This is a genomic window from Bacillus sp. BD48, from assembly GCF_046566805.1.
In the GTDB taxonomy this organism is placed as follows: domain Bacteria; phylum Bacillota; class Bacilli; order Bacillales; family Bacillaceae; genus Bacillus; species Bacillus safensis.
Genome location: NZ_JANGFM010000005.1, coordinates 374,705 through 391,798 on the forward strand (window position 1 = coordinate 374,705; position 17,094 = coordinate 391,798).

Genomic DNA, 17,094 nt, shown 5'->3' on the forward strand with positions numbered 1-17,094 from the left:
TGAATTCAAATAAAAAACCGGACATCTACATGTCCGGTTCATCATTCAAATTAACCAAATACTTTTAGAAGCTCTTCTTGATCCTGAGAAAGCCAGAAACGCATTAATCGTTTTGCCCCTTCAAGGTCATGAAGCTTCGCTTGGCCGCATTGCTCTTCGTTTGCAGCAGGAATTTCTGTTACTTCAACCGCATCCTTGAATGTTGCATCAAGAAGTTCAACGATCTCTTTTGGAGTTGGTGCACCACTGACAACTAAATAGTAGCCTGTCTGGCAGCCCATTGGAGAAATATCAATGATATCAAAATGATCATATTTCTCTGAGTGTGTTCTAATATTAAACGCAAGCAAATGCTCTAATGTATGAATCGTATCAGGTTTCATCGCCTGCTTGTTTGGCTGACAAAAACGAATATCAAATTTATTTACTTCCCCATCTGATCCCACTTTATGAACGCCGCAATGACGAACATATGGCGCTTTTACAGCATTATGATCAAGTTCAAAGCTTTCAACTGAAGGCATAATCACCACTCCTATAATTGCAATTTCCTATATTATAACATATTTCTCCGACCAGTTTAGTTTATAAAACTTTCCTTCCTTGTCCTTTTTTCTTATACTGTGGAAGACAGACAAGGAGGAACCTCTATGAAACAAATTTTTATCGGCATTATACGCTTTTATCAAAAATGTATTTCCCCTCTTACACCGCCAAGCTGCCGGTTTTATCCAACATGCTCAAACTATGGACTAGAGGCGATCAAAACGCATGGCGCGATCAAGGGCGGCTGGCTTACCATAAAACGGATTTTAAAATGTCATCCGCTTCATCCTGGCGGCATCGATCCTGTTCCGCCTAAAAAGGAAAAATAACTTACTTTTCTTCATATCCGTTGACAACTAAGTCAAGCTTCCCTGTTCCAGGGTCAATGACAAGCCCATGTACAGGTACATCTGATGGAAGAAGCGGGTGATTTTTCACTACGGACACACTGTCCTTCACGCTCTCTTCAACTGAACTAAAGCTTTTGAGCCACTGTTTAAAATCAATTCCTGAGTATTCCAGTACTTCAATACGTTTTTCTGGAATACCGCGCTCAACGGCTTTATTTAAAAGTGTCTGGCTGTCTATTTTGCTCATCCCGCAATCATGATGCCCAATGACATATACCTCGTCAGCATTTAATTCATAAACAGCAACTAAAATGCTTCGCATAATACTTCCAAATGGATGGGAAACAAGCGCTCCAGCACTTTTGACAATCTTAATATCGCCATTTTTCATGTTCATGGCACGCGGAAGCAGTTCAACAAGTCTTGTATCCATACACGATAGAATGACAGCTTTTTTCTGTGGAAACTTTGTTGTTGTAAATTCTTCGTATTTCTTTTCTTCAATAAATTGTTGATTATATTCGATGATTTCATCTAAAAGTTTCATACGTTTGTCCATTCCTTTATCTTTTTTTAAAAATAAATATAGCACAATGTAAGAAATTTCGTCACGTTTTGCAGCTTATTTTTTTAGAGGAAACATCTGCTGACGAAAATTTTTTATTTTCCTCTTTTCAAATCGTAATTATTACGATACAATAACTCAGGACATTAAATCGTAATCATTTCTATCTATTAGATTGAGAGGAGACATTTTCTACATGAAAAAAATCTTTTTTATTTTAACAGCTGCTTTATTCGCGATCGGTCTTGCCGCTTGCTCAAGCAATGCGGGCACGAATGCTTCAAAAGGAAAAGCAGACGGGAAACTAATCATTTACACCACGATCTTCCCAATCCAGGATTTCACTGAAAAAATTGGCGGCTCTTACGTTCATGCTCAAAGCGTATATCCTGCCAATGCAGATGCACACAGCTTTGAACCAAGTTCAAAAACGATGGTTGAAATGGCTGAAGGTGATGCTTTTATCTACAGCGGCACAGGGGCTGAAGCATTCGCAGACAAAACTGCTGCCACACTAAAAAACCAAGGTGTGAAAACAGTCAAAGCAGCCGAAGGCATCAAATTGTTATCGACAAAAGAAGAACATGCACATGAAGAAGGCGAAGATCATGACCACGAAGGAGACGATCACGACCATGACGGGCACGATCACGGAGATAAAGACCCTCATGCATGGTTAGATCCTGTTTATGCGCAGCAAATGGCGAAAAACATTAAAGACACCCTCGTTTCATTAGATCCAGATCATAAAGACGAATACACAAAAAACTATGAAAATCTAAAAAAAGATTTGCAATCATTAGATCAAGAATTTAAAACAACATTATCTAAAGCGAAACATAAAGAAATCCTTGTTTCTCACGCAGCCTATGGTTATTGGGAAAAGCGCTATGGCATTGAGCAAATCAGTGTTTTAGGATTATCCGCTTCTGAAGAGCCTTCACAAAAACAGCTCGAAAACATTGTACAAAAAGCGGAAAAGCATCACATTCAATACGTTATTTTTGAAAACAACGTCAGCAGCAAAGTATCAGATACAATCCGCAGTGAAATTGGGGCAAAAAGTTTAACCCTTAAAAATTTAGAATCCATTACTGAAGATGATACCAAAAATGGCGAAAGCTACGTCAGCTTAATGAAACAAAACTTAAAGACTTTAAACACCGCTTTAAATGATTAATTCTTTGAACCCCGGGTGATCAGCCGGGGTTTTTTGCTGTAAAAAAGCACACCTTATCATCAGGTGTGCTGCTTTTTGATTACATTTGATATTTTTTCTTAAACAGCTCGGCTCTTCCGCCTTTTTCTCCGAATTTTTGGCGCCCTGTATAAAAAGGATGCGTATCAGAGCTTGTTTCTACTTTAATGACAGGATACGTTTTCCCATCTTCCCACTCTACTGTCTCATTTGATGTCTTTGTAGATCTACTCAAGAAGCGGTAACCGCTGTTTACGTCCATAAATACAACTTCATGTGAGGTTGGATGAATATCTCTTTTCAATGTCAAAACTCCTTTCATTATCAAAACGTAATAATTACGTTTTATAATTATATTCTACTCCCTCTTATACAACTTGTCAAAAAACAAGCTTTCTTAGTCAGGAAGAATAATCTAAAAATGGTGGAGAATAATAAGCATCATGAAAAAGAGAAGCGATAAGAAAGGCGGAGAAAAAATTGACTGATCTCGTTTTAGCTAGAAGCCTGTTCGGCACAACCATGGGCTTTCATATTATTTATGCCTCGCTTGGCGTTGGCATCCCACTAATGATTTTGTTAGCTGAACTCATCTTTCAAAAAACGAAGGACCCGCATTATGCCATCATGGCCAAGCGGTGGACAAAAGCGCAAGCTGTTCTGTTAGGGGTTGCCATTCCAACAGGCACTATTGCTGGTACTCAGCTTGCCCTTTTGTGGCCAGGTTTTATGGAGGTCATTGGAAAGGTCATGTCACTGCCATTCCAGATTGAAATCTATGCGTTCTTTATAGAAGCATTATTTATGTCTATTTATGTGTACGCAGCGGATCGACTATCAAATGCAATGCGCATCATTACAGTTATTTTTATCGTCATTGGTGCAGCTGCATCAGCGATTCTAATTACAAACGTACATGCTTTTGAAGGGACACCTGCTGGTTTTCAGATGGTGAATGGAGAAATCACAAATATCGAGCCTTGGAAGGCCTTTTTCAATCCAAGCTTTGCTGTGACTGCCACACATGTCGTGCTGTCTGCTTTTACAACAGGTGCTTTTGTGATTGCTTCAGTAGCAGCTTTTAAAATGCTCAAAACTAGAAAGAATGAGAAACTCTATACATTTCATCGAAAAGCCCTTTTTCTAGGACTCATTGTAGGAGGACTTTTCTCCTTTCTAACAGCCTTAAATGGCCACGAATCCGCTCAGCTTCTGTATGAATATCAGCCTGAAAAGCTGGCTGGAGCTGAAGGTTTGTTTGAAACACAATCACATGCGCCTCTTGCAATAGGTGGTTTTACAGATGCTGATTCGCAGGAAATTAAAGGTGCAATCGAAATTCCTTGGGCGCTTAGTTTTCTGGCAGGAAATAGCTTCGATACGGTGGTCAAAGGCTTAAATGATTTCCCCCGTGACGAGTGGCCGCCTTTATTTATACACACATTATTTAACGGCATGGTCATTATTGGATCGGTGCTCATTCTATTTGCGGTATTAGCACTGCTTTACCGTAAAATTTTAAAACGTGAAAAATTTCCGAAGTGGCTTCTTTTTCTTTATTTATTCGGAGGGCCTCTTAGTCTTTTGGCTATTGAATTTGGCTGGATCTTTGCTTGTACAGGCCGTCAGCCATGGGTCATTTATCGAATGCTCAAAACCTCCGAGGTTGTCACATCATCTGGCTCGATCGGGACACTTTTTATCCTTTTTGCCATTGTCTATCTCATCTTAGGCATAGCAACCGTTATTGTGCTGACGTACTATTTTAGGAAACATACGATTGAAGAAGACCTACGGTTAACAGAATCTTAAAAAGGGAGCGATCTTGATGCAAATGGATGTTACAACTGATGCGCTCATTGCGATCACCATCTTATGGGGATTCGTTTTTATCTATGCAGTGATGGCATCAATGGATTTCGGCGCAGGATTTTGGTCAATGATTTATATGAATAGAGAACAAACAAAGGCAGCTAATATCGCAAATAAGTACCTTTCTCCAACATGGGAAGTGACAAACGTCTTTATTGTGGCCATCGTTGTCGCATTGTTCAGCCTGTTTCCAGGTGCGACCTTTGTACTTGGTACCGTTTTATTAATACCCGGCAGCATCATATTATTGCTTCTTGCCCTGCGAAGCGGGTTTCTCGTGTTTTCTCATTCACTGCCTAAGAAATACCGAAAAGCGGTGACTTACATTTCAGGGATCAGCGGCTTTATCATTCCGTCCATCCTGATCATGGTTCTCCCTATTACCCATGGTGGATTTATCTTTCAGGAGAACAACGTCTACTCACTAGATCTTGGACTGGTCTTTACAAGTGCAAATGTTTATTCTTTTGTCGGTTTTGCCATCTTCAGCACCCTTTTTCTTTCGTCCTTACTTTTAGCTGATTTCTCTAATGTAGCTAATGAAGATGAAGCTTACAGCATTTATAGAAGAGGAGCGCTCATTACGGGTCCACTTTCACTCATGATGGCCTTTTTTATCATGCTGACTTTACGAAGCGAGGCCAATTGGCTGTTCACAAAAATGATGCAGAACATCCCTATTCTTCTTGTATCTCTCCTAATGTTTCTGCTCGCAGGACTGGCTCTATTTTTACCAAACAGCCGGTTTAAGCACCGGAAAGGAAGACCACGCCTTGCCGTCATTGCGATTACCATTCAATATTTCTTAGCAAGCTATGTGTACGGGCGTGCCCATTTGCCTTATATGGCCTATCCAGATATTACAATCATGTCTGGATTTACAGACCCTGTCACATTTAGAGCATTATTTATCACCTATATTGTAGGTTTTATCATCTTATTTCCTGGGTTCTATTTCTTCTGGAAATTGTTTATGAAGGATAAGCGCTATATTCGCCAGGAAGATTAACATGAATGGACGAGCTTCATTTCGGTTACATTATAGATGAAAGACATACTCAAAAGGAGGTCATCTGTATGAGTCAAAAAATCCTTTGTGAAGTCAATAACTGTTCCTATTGGAATGCTGGTAACCGCTGTGGTGCAGATGCAATCTATGTCGTCAGCCACACAGGAAATACGGCTGAGAAAAGTGAAGAAACGGATTGTAAAACGTTTAAACCACAAGATCTTTAAGTCTCATTAAAGGAGGCGCTTCAATTTGAAACACGATCGGCTGCTTCAAACGTTTTTTGACGAAATTCATGACGCGGATGAAGCTGCATTCCATCAAGCCGCTCACTCCTTTTTAAACCTTTGGGATTATGAATATGGACATGCATCAAACATGCCCAATGAAATGCATCAGTATATCGGACAGCTTGCTTATGACAGCGAGCTGGTAGAAGAGTAAAAAAAAGAAAGAGTGGACCAACCGCTCTTTCTTTTTTGTTCAGACAGGAAGGAAAAACTTTCTCTTACTTTACCTAGATTCTATTTGGTATGCAAAAGGTGATTCCTTCGTTTTTATCTCACAAAATCATGTTTTGTAAACACGTCGATTTTATCTGAAAACGAACGGAGCGCTTGGTAATCAACTTCCACGCCCATTCCTGGGGAGCGAGGCACCTCAATAAACCCATTTTCAACCTTAATTTCAGGAAAAATGATATCCTGCTCCCAAAATTTTGACGAAGCTGAAATATCACCGGGAATCGTAAATTGAGGAAGCGAAGCAAGTGCCACGTTCTGCGCTCGGGAAATACCTGTTTCAATCATCCCTCCGCACCATAACGGAATTTGATTCTCCTTACTGAACGTATGAATTTTAAGAGCCTCTGTCAGTCCGCCAACTCGTGAAGGTTTTACATTAATGATTTGACAGCTGCCAAGCTCTACAGCTTTTCTAGCATCATCTAAAGAACAAATACTTTCATCTAAACATATCGGCGTTTTTAAATGCTTTTGCAAATGGCGGTGATCCACAATATCATCTGCAGCTAAAGGCTGTTCAATCATTAATAAACGAATATCATCAAGCTGCTTGAGCTTGCTAATATCTTTTAATTCATAAGCAGAGTTTGCATCTGCCATTAATGGCAGATCAGGAAAAGACTCTCTGATCTTTTGAAGAAGTCCAATATCTTGTCCCGGTTTAATTTTCACCTTCACCCGCTGATAGCCTTGGTCAACAAATTGCTGAATTTGCTCAAGCATATCGTCAATAGGGCCTAACCCCGCCACAACACCAGATGGTATTCTATCTTTTGTACCGCCTAATACATCGCGTAAAGACTTATTCTCACGCTTCGCATAAATATCCCAAACAGCCGCTTCAATGCCTGCTTTCGCCATCCTATTGCCTTTAAAATGATACAGACTGTCAGGGATTTCTGAAGGATGTGTAAAGGTGCGCGTCAGCACGTTCGGGATAAAGAAAGCCCTCAGCATATGATAGCAAGTCTCAATTGTTTCTTCTGTATACCACGGAGAAGAAAAAGCAGATACTTCTCCCCATCCAGTCAATCCTGTCTGATCTTTGACTTCAACAATAATAAACTCACGCTCTGAAATGGTTCCAAGACTTGTTGTAAATGGCTTTTTAAGCTTCATCGTGACATGATATAAAATTACTCGTTCAATTTGAATCATTTGAAAACCCCTTTGATCTGAGTCTGTGCCTTTGCAATTTATTCGACGCATTTCTTGGCAGCTCGTCCACAAAGTGAAAAGCGGCGGGCCATTTATATTTGGCTAAATGCGACCCACATAAAGCATAGAGCTCATTCTCCGGTATCTTAACATCTGTTACAAGGAAAGCAACAGGTACCTCTCCCCATCTATCATCATACATACCCGTTACTCCGGCTTCCTTTACATGCGGATGTGTTAGCAGAACCGCTTCAATTTCCGCAGGATAAATATTTTCTCCGCCAGAAATTATTAAATCTGAACGGCGGTCAAGCACAAATAAGAACCCTTCCTCATCCACATAGCCAATATCACCCGTTCTCAGCCAGCCCTCATCAAAGGCAGCCGTGGTCGCCTCTTCACGGTAAAGGTATCCTTTCATCACATTTGCACCTTTCACCATAATTTCGCCATGCTCAAAAGGAAGACAAATACGATCACCATCTTGAATTTTCAGCTCGCACCCAAAAAGAGGTTTTCCCGCTGAACCAAGTTTCTCTACACTAAATTCGGGCGCAAGGGTCACAATTTGTGAACAGGTTTCCGTCATCCCGTACGATTGAAAGACAGGAAAGCCCTTCTCTTTGCTTTCTTGGAGCATCGCATAAGGCGCAGGTCCTCCGCCTAATAAAAGACAGCGCAAAGAAGATGGACATTCTTCCAGTCTGCTTAATAATCGAGATAACATCGTCTGAACAACAGAAATCATCGTCACACGATGCCGTTCAATAGAATCCTTTACTTCATCAACGTCAAACTTTTGATGAAGCACGACTGTCATTCCATATATCACAGACTTAAATAAAGCGGATAAGCCGCTAATATGAAAAAGAGGCAGGGCAATGAGCCAGCGGTCATCCTCTCTGAGACCCAGATTCAGTGCAGAGGAAACAGCACTATGAAAATGATTCCCAAACGTTTGCTCTACCCCTTTTGGACGTCCTGTTGTCCCAGATGTATACATGATGGTCGCTGTTTCATTCAAATCAAATTCGCTCTCGATCTTCTTGTCATGGCCTTGCCTTGGTTCAGGTAAAGTTTCCATTGTATAAACGGGTAAATCACCATGGTCGCTTGCATAAATAGATTCCGTTAATAAAGCCGCTGCTTTTGCATCTTCTAGCTGATAGCGTCTTTCAGCTTTTGTCAGCTTGTTGTTCAATAGCACGACCTTTAACCCTAATAAAAAACAGGCATGAACAAGCATCACCATGTGAGGATGATTGTTCATTAAAAGCGCAACCGTTTCCCCTTTTTTCAAGGATACCTGTGCAAGTCTATTTGAAAGCTCGTCCACTTCATGAGCCAATTCGTGAAATGTCCACTCTTTCTCTTGATAAATGAGTGCGACTCGATCTGGCGTTAAATAGGCACGGTGCAGCAGCCAATTAGGTTGCTTCATCATGACACCTCCTTTTCGTAAAAGAAAACAGCTTAGTCTGATGCACTAAGCTGTTTTCATTGATATCATTGAATCAAGGGAAACGCGGGAACTGGCCGAAGTCCGGCTTGCGTTTTTCCTTAAAGGAATCGCGTCCTTCTTTTGCTTCATCTGTTGTGTAATAAAGAAGTGTCGCATCTCCTGCAAATTGCTGAATTCCAGCTAATCCATCTGTATCTGCGTTAAATGCAGCCTTCAAGAATCGTAAAGCAGTCGGGCTCTTTTCTAGCATCTCCTCACACCACTTTACTGTTTCCTCTTCAAGCTGATCTAATGGGACAACTGTGTTAACAAGTCCCATATCAAGCGCTTCTTGTGCATTGTATTGACGGCATAAGTACCAGATTTCTCTTGCTTTCTTATGACCAACAATACGTGCAAGGTAGCCTGAACCATAACCAGCATCAAAGCTGCCTACTTTTGGACCTGTTTGTCCAAAAATCGCATTATCTGCTGCAATTGTCAGGTCACATACTATGTGGAGAACGTGTCCGCCTCCGATTGCGTAACCTGCAACCATCGCAACAACCGGCTTTGGAATGACACGAATCAAACGCTGCAAGTCTAATACATTTAGACGCGGAATTTGATCGTCTCCTACATAACCACCATGGCCGCGAACTTTTTGGTCTCCACCAGAACAGAATGCTTTTCCCCCAGCACCTGCAAGTACGATCACACCAACATTTGAATTATCACGAGCTCGTGAAAATGCATCAATTAATTCACTAACAGTCTTCGGGGTAAAGGCGTTATGTACGTGTGGACGATTAATCGTAATCTTTGCGATCCCATTGTACGTTTCATATAAAATTTCGTCATACTGACGCTCAGTTTGCCATTCAATAGCCATCAATATTTCCTCCTCTAATCTTGCGCTAAAATAAACTCACTTACTATTTTACCAAAAAAATGTGGTTGTTCCACATGAACTGTATGCCCAGAGTGCTCAGCCAAAATGAATTGACTTCCTTTCAGCTCCTGCTGCATACGTTTGCCGATATGGCAGAACTTTTCATCAAGCGTTCCGCAAATGAACAAAACAGGCAAATGAATATGCTTTAATGCCTTCCAAACAGACGGCTGTGAACCTGTTCCAATTCCTTCTAAGCTGCGAGCCAGCCCAAGAGGATTGGCTTTCAGTCTTCCCTCTCTCAGCTCAGTCTGTCTTTCGGCTGATAAAGTTTTCTGCGAAGCAAACAAAGGAATGCTTTCCCAAAAATTCACAAACTTCACTAAGCCTTCATGTCTGATTTTTTGAGCGAGCTGATGATCATGCTTCAGTCTTGCCATCCGCTCTTTAAAAGTGTGTAACCCTGGAGACGTACTCTCAAGGATCAATTTATTGACACGATCTGGATAACGAGCGGCAAATGATAAAGCAATACGTCCTCCCATAGAATATCCGAGAATATTCACTTTGTGAAGCTTTAATTGGTTTAAAATATCTGCAAGATCTGCCAGCTGCTGAGACATTGCATATCTTCTCACACTTTCTGGCGAGTCCGTACGCCCATGTCCGAGCAAGCTGACCTGAATCAGTCTTGTATTCTCCAAATAAGCATTCAAGAACGTCCAAGACGCTGCACTTCCAGTGAAGCCGTGTAAGCATAGTGTGGCATTTGCTGCCGAAGGGTTCTGGTCCACCACTTCGTACGCTACCCCATCACGCATTCTTATGATCAGAGAAGGCATTCTTTTTTCACTTCTTCCAATATGTCATCCATCATTTGACGATGCTTGTCTACACGGGAATGACGATCTGTTTCAATTTCAATTAAATGAAGCCCAGGTTCATCGATATGTGCTATATACACATCATGTAACTCTTGTTTCGTTGCCGGTTTCGAATAGGTTCCCCCATATAACTTCGATGCATACTCAAAATTCAGTCCTGTCGGTGTACCGAAGAGTTTTTCATAATACGGTTCATCAGACGCCTGCGGAAGGAAAGAAAAGATACCTCCCCCATCATTGTTTATCAAAATAACTGTCAGCGGAATGTCCATCAGCTTAGCTGCAAGCAGGCCGTTCATATCATGGTAAAATGACAAATCTCCAATGACTAAAGTAACTGGCTGCTTTAAAGCTGCATACGTGCCAAGTGCTGTGGATACAACGCCGTCAATGCCATTTGCTCCGCGATTCGCCATCATTCGAAAAGGCTTGGACTGAGTTTCAAAAAATGTATCTACATCACGAATTGGCATACTATTTCCGATAAAAAGGACACTCTCTTTTGGCAAGAGGTGCTGAAGCTGACGGTACACATTCCCCTCAAAGGACAAATCCTCATCTGAATAGCGCGCTGCATGCGTTCTATATGAGGAGTTAGCATTCTGCCAGCGGTTTAAGAAACTTGGCTCCTCACGTTTTTCTGCTTGATTTAATGCTGCTTCTACAAAAGCAGAGACAGTACTTTCAATGACGTATGAAGCACTTAACCCAGGATCACGGAAGCCTCCGGCAGCATCTACAACAATCTGCTGCACTTCCGCATGTTTTTCCAGCCACTTGAATAAGGGCTTAGACACAGGCATCGGCCCAAAGCGAATGACCATATCCGGCAATAGATGCTGCTGCAATACTTCATCTTTCAATAAAGAATCATAAGCATCGATAATTAGCTCTTTATTCTCATGCCCGTTGCGCAAAAGAGAAAGCGGGTCAGCTAAAATAGGAAAATGCAGGGCTTTCGAAAGGCGTAAAACTGCCTCTTTTTCTTCCTGAGTATGAAGTTCACCAGCCACAATCATTCCCTTTTTGGATTGGTTCAAGACTGTCACAATTTCAGACATCACTCGATCATTTGGGAAAGCCTGACCTGATGCTAATACCTTTTTCGTGTCTGCTTCTTCTCGCGCGAAAGGTTCAATAGACAGATCAGGAAGCAATGGTTCTCTCAGAGGCACATTGACCTGAACAGGCCCCTTTGGCTCCTGCATTGAGATGTGATTTGCTCTCGCGGCAGCCGTCTGAACATAACGAAGCATCGTTTGACTTTCCTCTGGCAATGCTAAGTCTGTGAACCATTTAACAAACTTACCGAATAAGAATTGCTGATCAATCGCTTGAGGTGCCCCCACTTCCCTCAATTCGTGCGGCCGATCAGCAGTTAAAACAATAAGAGGTACACGAGAATAATGCGCCTCTACAATGGCTGGATAAAAGTTAGCTGCTGCTGTACCTGATGTACAAATAAGCAGCACTGGTGATTGACTTGCTTTTGCAAGACCAAGCGCATAAAAAGCAGCAGACCGTTCGTCCACTAAAACATGGACATGGATGTCTTGATGAGCAAGGGCCAGCATCGCAAGCGGAGTTGAACGAGAACCAGGACAGACAACTGCCTCCTTCACACCACCTTGGACGAATTCATCCATCAATCTGCCTATATATCTTGTCATGATGTGATTATTCAATAGGATGACCTCCAAGAGCAGACAGCATTGGTCTTAACTTCACTTGTGTTTCCTCATACTCCTGCTTTGCAAGGGAATCCTCTACAATTCCGCAGCCAGCGAACAAACGAACACGATCTTCCTCAATAAGACCTGACCGAATGGCTACAGCAAATTCTCCATTATCCTGAGAATCAATCCAGCCTACCGGCGCCGCATACCAGCCGCGTTTGAGCGGTTCGATTTCACGAATCACTTCAACCGCCTTTTCCTTCGGGTATCCGCCTAGTGCCGGCGTCGGATGAAGCTGTTCAATTAATGAAAAAAGGGAACAGCTGCTTTTAATTTCTCCCACAATCGGTGTAAACAAATGCTGAATGTTTTTTGTTTTATAAAGACTTGGCTGATTTGGTTTATGCACGTGAAGGCAATTGGCTTCAAATGCTTGCTCAATCATATTGACGACAATTTGATGTTCAATCAAATTCTTCTCATCATGCAGCAGTTCCTCGCCCAATGCGTGATCCTCCGCTTCATCTTTTCCGCGGACAATGGAACCTGCTAAACAGGATGAAAAGACCTCTCCGCCGCTTTTTTTCACTAAGCGTTCCGGCGTGGCTCCGACAAATGCTTGTCTTCCCTGTTCAACCGCAAATACATAACTTGTTGTTTGATGCTTTAATAATTCTGCTAATAGTGGAGCGAGTTCAATTTGATTTTTATAGTAAAGCAAGACTTCTCTTGCTAAAACAACCTTTTCATATTCGTTTACACGAATGTGGTCTGTCGCTTCTTGGATCGCCTTCATCCATTCCTTCACATCCAGCTCTTCCATATGAACAAGTTCAGCTTGTCCACCAGTTCGTACTGGCAATGTCTCGAAACGAGAGGCTTTTTGTTCTAATTCCTGAATAAGCTGATGAACATTACCGTCCACCTGCTTCCACTCATTGATCGTAAGAAAACTTCCTTCTTTTGAGACAGTCAGCATGATCGATGGCACAAAAAAATGAGCCTCGCCAAATGCTTCCCAATGACGCGCCTTCTCTTCATACGGATCAAACGAAAATCCTCCAAATAAAAGCGGACCAACAGCCTCTTGCTTTAACTCCTTCTCATCATGAAAATGGAACATGTGCTGCTTGAGCTGTTCCCATTTCTGATGGACTATATCGAATCGTTCCTTGCCTTGCTCAGATGATTTAATGACGGCCGCTCTACCAAGTCCAGAAAATATCATTTGGCTTTCCGGATCAGACCAAAAAAACCGCTCGCCTAAAAAATCCGCTTCGCCGCTTTGGAAAAAGGCAAGAGGATCCAGATCGTCAACTCTTCTGGAGTAGCTTATCAAAACAGCATGGTTGACGTTATTCGCTTCTTCTAATGTCGCGAGCGCTTCCTGCCGGAAAGTACTTTGCACTGTTGTCACCATGATACATTCCTCCAAAATCCATGAAATAACATAAAAAATAAAACCATCATGAAAAAATACATGAACATTCGAATATGTCGAATGACCTGCTTTTCTATTATAAACCTTAACAGATGAACTTAGTAAAGAAAACAGCTTTTAAAACCTCGAATCCTTATTATATCACGCTTTCAAGATTTTTTCGCTCCTGCTTATTTAAACGAGAGCATCTAAGATAAAATGGCAGGACCTGCTTTAAAATCAAGCTTTCCTTCGATATGGCAACGATTAGCAAACATCTTTTTCCCGATTCATCGCATCAATATATTGACACCTTTTTGAACTTTGCTAAACTGGAATTTGGACGTGTACGTATTTTTTTATTTAAAGGAGTATATTTTATGCAGCATCAATCGATATCAGATCAGCTTTCACCAATTAAGCCTGATAAAAACTGGCGAATTTGGTGGAATTTACTACGACCGCATACACTAACAGCGGCATTTATTCCTGTTACTTTAGGAACTGTTTTAGCACTTCCAAGTGGTCAAATACATGTTGGGCTATTTTTAGCCATGCTGTTTGCATCTATGTTTATCCAAATCGCAACAAACATGTTTAATGAGTACTTTGATTATGTTCGCGGGCTCGACAACGAGAAATCTGTCGGCATCGGTGGAGCCATTGTAAGAAACGGTGTGAAGCCAAAGACAGTCCTCAGTCTCGCTTATGCACTATTTGCGGTTTCTTTATTACTTGGGGTATATATTTGTATGATGTCTAGCTGGTGGATTGCACTAATAGGACTTATTTGTATGGCAGCAGGCTATTTCTATACTGGCGGCCCTGTACCAATTGCATATACACCGTTTGGAGAACTTGTTTCAGGTGCCTTTATGGGGTTAGGAATCATCTTGATTAGTTTCTATATCCAAACAGGCACACTGACGTCTAAAGCTGTTCTCGTCTCACTACCAATTTCTATTTTAGTTGGTGCTATCTTACTGTCGAACAATATCCGTGATTTAGACGGGGATAAGGAAAATGGCAGAAGAACACTTGCCATTCTTGCTGGACGTAAAGCTGCAGTGAACATTTTACTTTCCATGTTTTTGGTATCATATGTACTCATTTTTGTTTATATCTTCACAGATATCGTCGGTCTTTGGAGTCTTCTTGTTTTACTCAGTGTGCCAAAAGCCTATACAGCCATTAAAGAGTTTAAGCAAAAAGAAAAACCGATTGAATTAATGAATGCCATGAAATCTACAGCTCAAACCAATACATTTTTTGGTTTTCTGCTGACGATCGCTTTGATCTTACAATACTATATCGCGTAACCAAGAACGCCTGCAGCCGCAGGCGTTTTTTTAATAAAGAATTGCTTCAAATTGGAACTAGTCTTACATATAAAATTGTTCATACTAACAATATGTTTGATATGAAAGGATGATCGCTTTGTTGTCTAAAGACGAATTACATCATTTGAAGCAGCGCCTTCTCGATGAGAAGAAAGAACTTGAAGCCAAAAGTCATGACGATGAACAGAAAGTATCCTTTCCTTACGACTCGGTCGGAGAATTGTCTGCCTATGATAACCATCCGGGCGATCAAGGGACAGAGTTGTTCGAGCGTGGGAAAGATATTGCTTTAAACAGCATGGAACATGAACATATGCTAGACATCAATGAAGCACTTCAAGCCATTGCAGACGGTTCTTACGGTCTGTGCAAGGTCTGTAAAGCCCCTATTCCAAAGGAACGCTTAGAAGCCCTGCCTACTGCCGTCACATGCACAGAGCACTCAAAAGAACAGACCGTTTCACAAAACCGTCCGATTGAAGAGGATTTATTAAGTCCGCCAGCGGGACAATTTGAAAATGAAGAAAGTGCTGCGTACGATGGAGAGGATGCCTACCAAGACGTAGAACGCTATGGTAACTCTGAGACCCCGTCTGATATGGAATTCCCTCCTCTGACATACGATGATGTGTATACACAATCAGAAGATGAAGATTATGTGGAGGACTACGAAGGATTCGCAGCTGCTGATATTGAAGGAAAAGCCAGCAAGGTGTTTCCGAACAAAGCACACGAGGCCTATGAAAAAGCATTAGACGAAGAAGGTGTCATGACGGTATTTGGTGACTTGAAACCGTACGAGGAAGAACCTTATACAGAAGAAAATCATTAGTCCCCTCATATTGGGGGCTTTATGTTTATATCATGTAATTATTGGGAAATCACTTTAAGAGTGAATTTGATTGGAGGAGATTCTTGATGGCTAGAAAAAGTATCATTTGGGCGATTGTCGTCTTCTTTATTACATACGCACTATTCTCTATTGCTGGATTCTTGTTCCCCATCGACAGAGAATGGTATGACGCATTGAATAAACCAGACTGGACGCCTGGTGGCGGTGTGATTGGTGCTGTATGGGCTGTCTTATTTGCGCTCATCTCATTGTCCGCAGCGATCATTTATGGAAAGTATGGATTTCAAAAAATCACTTTACCATTTTGGATTCTTTTCCTTTTAAATTATGTATTCAATCAAGCCTTTAGTTTTTTTCAATTTACACAAAAGGATTTGTTTGTGGCTACGATCGACTGCCTGCTCGTCGCACTGACAGCACTCGCACTTGTCATCGTATCGCGTAAACTAAGCAAAGTCGTGCCAATTTTACTGATTCCCTATGTCTTATGGGGCTTCTTTGCGACATACTTGTCTTATACGATCTATGCCATGAATATGTAAAAAAAGACCCTATGATAGCGGTCTTTTTTTTTGAAGAAAATAAAAAAAAGATCTATGACAAGATCTCTTTTAAAAATGACCCGTACGGGATTCGAACCCGTGTTACCGCCGTGAAAGGGCGGTGTCTTAACCGCTTGACCAACGGGCCAGAACAATGGCGGAGAAGGAGGGATTTGAACCCTCGCGCCGCTTGCGCGACCTACACCCTTAGCAGGGGCGCCTCTTCAGCCACTTGAGTACTTCTCCATTTGGCTCCGCAGGTAGGACTCGAACCTACGACCGATCGGTTAACAGCCGATAGCTCTACCACTGAGCTACTGCGGAAGATCATGGTGGGCCTGAGTGGACTCGAACCACCGACCTCACGCTTATCAGGCGTGCGCTCTAACCAGCTGAGCTACAGGCCCATGAACAGATATACAAATGGAGCGGGTGATGGGAATCGAACCCACGACATCAGCTTGGAAGGCTGAGGTTTTACCACTAAACTACACCCGCAAAATATGTATGGGGCGATTGATGGGAATCGAACCCACGAGTGCCAGAGCCACAATCTGGTGCGTTAACCACTTCGCCACAACCGCCATACTATGAATATTTTTTTATAAAAGTGGCTCGGGACGGAATCGAACCGCCGACACACGGATTTTCAGTCCGTTGCTCTACCAACTGAGCTACCGAGCCAAGTATTCTTTTGAAAAATGGCGGTCCGGACGGGACTCGAACCCGCGACCTCCTGCGTGACAGGCAGGCATTCTAACCAACTGAACTACCGGACCATTTTGGTTGCGGGGGCAGGATTTGAACCTGCGACCTTCGGGTTA

18 protein-coding genes and 8 tRNA genes are annotated in these 17,094 nt (G+C 41.9%); 9 read left to right on the top strand and 17 right to left on the bottom strand.

The annotated features are described in order from the left end of the window. Positions 1–50: 50 nt before the first annotated feature. Positions 51–524 carry an S-ribosylhomocysteine lyase gene (locus tag ACLGGR_RS16310; protein ID WP_003217624.1) on the bottom strand — a complete coding sequence of 158 codons (474 nt, stop codon included), beginning with the start codon at positions 522–524 and terminating at the stop codon, positions 51–53. 126 nt (positions 525–650) lie between these two features. On the opposite strand from ACLGGR_RS16310, the gene yidD reads away from it, so the two are divergent. Continuing rightward, positions 651–875, top strand: a complete 225-nt coding sequence (gene yidD, locus ACLGGR_RS16315; protein ID WP_039180891.1) for a membrane protein insertion efficiency factor YidD — start codon at positions 651–653, stop codon at positions 873–875. 1 nt (position 876) lies between these two features. Here the strand turns inward: yidD and ACLGGR_RS16320 are convergent, their stop codons facing one another. Further along, positions 877–1,443, bottom strand: coding sequence for a beta-class carbonic anhydrase (locus tag ACLGGR_RS16320; RefSeq protein WP_024424929.1), 567 nt, complete (start codon positions 1,441–1,443; stop codon positions 877–879). Positions 1,444–1,657: 214 nt separating this feature from the next. On the opposite strand from ACLGGR_RS16320, the gene ACLGGR_RS16325 reads away from it, so the two are divergent. After that, on the top strand, positions 1,658–2,641 hold the full coding sequence (locus tag ACLGGR_RS16325; protein WP_251216317.1) for a metal ABC transporter solute-binding protein, Zn/Mn family: 984 nt from the start codon (positions 1,658–1,660) through the stop codon (positions 2,639–2,641). Positions 2,642–2,720: 79 nt separating this feature from the next. Here the strand turns inward: ACLGGR_RS16325 and ACLGGR_RS16330 are convergent, their stop codons facing one another. Then, complete coding sequence (locus tag ACLGGR_RS16330; protein ID WP_041086807.1) at positions 2,721–2,963, bottom strand: type B 50S ribosomal protein L31; 243 nt, start codon at positions 2,961–2,963, stop codon at positions 2,721–2,723. A 176-nt stretch (positions 2,964–3,139) separates the two neighbouring features. Between ACLGGR_RS16330 and ACLGGR_RS16335 the strand changes: the two genes are divergently transcribed. The 4 genes from ACLGGR_RS16335 to ACLGGR_RS16350 all read left to right on the top strand — a co-directional run bounded on the left by ACLGGR_RS16335 (position 3,140) and on the right by ACLGGR_RS16350 (position 5,984). Continuing rightward, the gene (locus ACLGGR_RS16335; RefSeq protein ID WP_048239172.1) at positions 3,140–4,471 is read left to right on the top strand and encodes a cytochrome ubiquinol oxidase subunit I; all 1,332 of its coding nucleotides are present in this window, start codon (positions 3,140–3,142) and stop codon (positions 4,469–4,471) included. 22 nt (positions 4,472–4,493) lie between these two features. Next, positions 4,494–5,540, top strand: coding sequence for a cytochrome d ubiquinol oxidase subunit II (locus tag ACLGGR_RS16340; RefSeq protein ID WP_169510868.1), 1,047 nt, complete (start codon positions 4,494–4,496; stop codon positions 5,538–5,540). A 68-nt stretch (positions 5,541–5,608) separates the two neighbouring features. Then, the gene (locus tag ACLGGR_RS16345) at positions 5,609–5,767 is read left to right on the top strand and encodes a DUF1540 domain-containing protein (RefSeq protein WP_008360682.1); all 159 of its coding nucleotides are present in this window, start codon (positions 5,609–5,611) and stop codon (positions 5,765–5,767) included. A 25-nt stretch (positions 5,768–5,792) separates the two neighbouring features. Beyond that, entirely contained in the window at positions 5,793–5,984 is a 192-nt protein-coding gene (locus ACLGGR_RS16350; protein WP_267588060.1) for a hypothetical protein, read from the top strand. Positions 5,985–6,097: 113 nt separating this feature from the next. Here the strand turns inward: ACLGGR_RS16350 and menC are convergent, their stop codons facing one another. The 6 genes from menC to ACLGGR_RS16380 form a co-directional block, all read right to left on the bottom strand. Continuing rightward, complete coding sequence (gene menC, locus ACLGGR_RS16355; RefSeq protein ID WP_034279379.1) at positions 6,098–7,222, bottom strand: o-succinylbenzoate synthase; 1,125 nt, start codon at positions 7,220–7,222, stop codon at positions 6,098–6,100. Then, positions 7,209–8,666, bottom strand: a complete 1,458-nt coding sequence (locus tag ACLGGR_RS16360) for an o-succinylbenzoate--CoA ligase (RefSeq protein ID WP_410973462.1) — start codon at positions 8,664–8,666, stop codon at positions 7,209–7,211. The genes menC and ACLGGR_RS16360 overlap by 14 nt, the downstream gene beginning before the upstream one ends. A gap of 70 nt (positions 8,667–8,736) precedes the next feature. Next, positions 8,737–9,555 (bottom strand): 1,4-dihydroxy-2-naphthoyl-CoA synthase, encoded by an 819-nt coding sequence (gene menB / locus ACLGGR_RS16365; protein ID WP_142945722.1) that lies wholly within the window; start codon positions 9,553–9,555, stop codon positions 8,737–8,739. Between the two features lie 14 nt (positions 9,556–9,569). After that, positions 9,570–10,397, bottom strand: coding sequence for a 2-succinyl-6-hydroxy-2,4-cyclohexadiene-1-carboxylate synthase (gene menH / locus ACLGGR_RS16370; protein ID WP_410973463.1), 828 nt, complete (start codon positions 10,395–10,397; stop codon positions 9,570–9,572). After that, positions 10,385–12,124: a 2-succinyl-5-enolpyruvyl-6-hydroxy-3-cyclohexene-1-carboxylic-acid synthase gene (gene menD / locus ACLGGR_RS16375; RefSeq protein ID WP_410973464.1), complete on the bottom strand. Its 1,740-nt coding sequence runs from the start codon at positions 12,122–12,124 to the stop codon at positions 10,385–10,387. The genes menH and menD overlap by 13 nt, the downstream gene beginning before the upstream one ends. Then, positions 12,117–13,535 carry an isochorismate synthase gene (locus ACLGGR_RS16380; RefSeq protein WP_142945725.1) on the bottom strand — a complete coding sequence of 473 codons (1,419 nt, stop codon included), beginning with the start codon at positions 13,533–13,535 and terminating at the stop codon, positions 12,117–12,119. The genes menD and ACLGGR_RS16380 overlap by 8 nt, the downstream gene beginning before the upstream one ends. A gap of 380 nt (positions 13,536–13,915) precedes the next feature. Between ACLGGR_RS16380 and ACLGGR_RS16385 the strand changes: the two genes are divergently transcribed. The 3 genes from ACLGGR_RS16385 (at position 13,916) to ACLGGR_RS16395 (ending at position 16,270) form a co-directional block, all read left to right on the top strand. Beyond that, the gene (locus tag ACLGGR_RS16385; RefSeq protein WP_142945726.1) at positions 13,916–14,854 is read left to right on the top strand and encodes a 1,4-dihydroxy-2-naphthoate polyprenyltransferase; all 939 of its coding nucleotides are present in this window, start codon (positions 13,916–13,918) and stop codon (positions 14,852–14,854) included. A 118-nt stretch (positions 14,855–14,972) separates the two neighbouring features. Continuing rightward, positions 14,973–15,707, top strand: a complete 735-nt coding sequence (locus tag ACLGGR_RS16390) for a TraR/DksA C4-type zinc finger protein (RefSeq protein ID WP_410973465.1) — start codon at positions 14,973–14,975, stop codon at positions 15,705–15,707. An 86-nt stretch (positions 15,708–15,793) separates the two neighbouring features. Further along, positions 15,794–16,270 carry a TspO/MBR family protein gene (locus ACLGGR_RS16395; protein WP_142945728.1) on the top strand — a complete coding sequence of 159 codons (477 nt, stop codon included), beginning with the start codon at positions 15,794–15,796 and terminating at the stop codon, positions 16,268–16,270. Between the two features lie 76 nt (positions 16,271–16,346). On the opposite strand, the gene ACLGGR_RS16400 is transcribed toward ACLGGR_RS16395, so the two are convergent. The 8 genes from ACLGGR_RS16400 to ACLGGR_RS16435 all read right to left on the bottom strand — a co-directional run bounded on the left by ACLGGR_RS16400 (position 16,347) and on the right by ACLGGR_RS16435 (position 17,049). Next, a tRNA-Glu gene (locus ACLGGR_RS16400) sits at positions 16,347–16,418 on the bottom strand. A gap of 7 nt (positions 16,419–16,425) precedes the next feature. Beyond that, positions 16,426–16,516, bottom strand: a tRNA-Ser gene (locus ACLGGR_RS16405). Between the two features lie 3 nt (positions 16,517–16,519). Then, positions 16,520–16,594, bottom strand: a tRNA-Asn gene (locus ACLGGR_RS16410). Positions 16,595–16,600: 6 nt separating this feature from the next. Beyond that, positions 16,601–16,677 (bottom strand) — tRNA-Ile (locus ACLGGR_RS16415). A 17-nt stretch (positions 16,678–16,694) separates the two neighbouring features. Further along, positions 16,695–16,768 (bottom strand) — tRNA-Gly (locus tag ACLGGR_RS16420). 10 nt (positions 16,769–16,778) lie between these two features. Next, positions 16,779–16,854 (bottom strand) — tRNA-His (locus tag ACLGGR_RS16425). Positions 16,855–16,881: 27 nt separating this feature from the next. Next, positions 16,882–16,954, bottom strand: a tRNA-Phe gene (locus tag ACLGGR_RS16430). Positions 16,955–16,972: 18 nt separating this feature from the next. Next, a tRNA-Asp gene (locus ACLGGR_RS16435) sits at positions 16,973–17,049 on the bottom strand. Between the last annotated feature and the right edge of the window lie 45 nt (positions 17,050–17,094).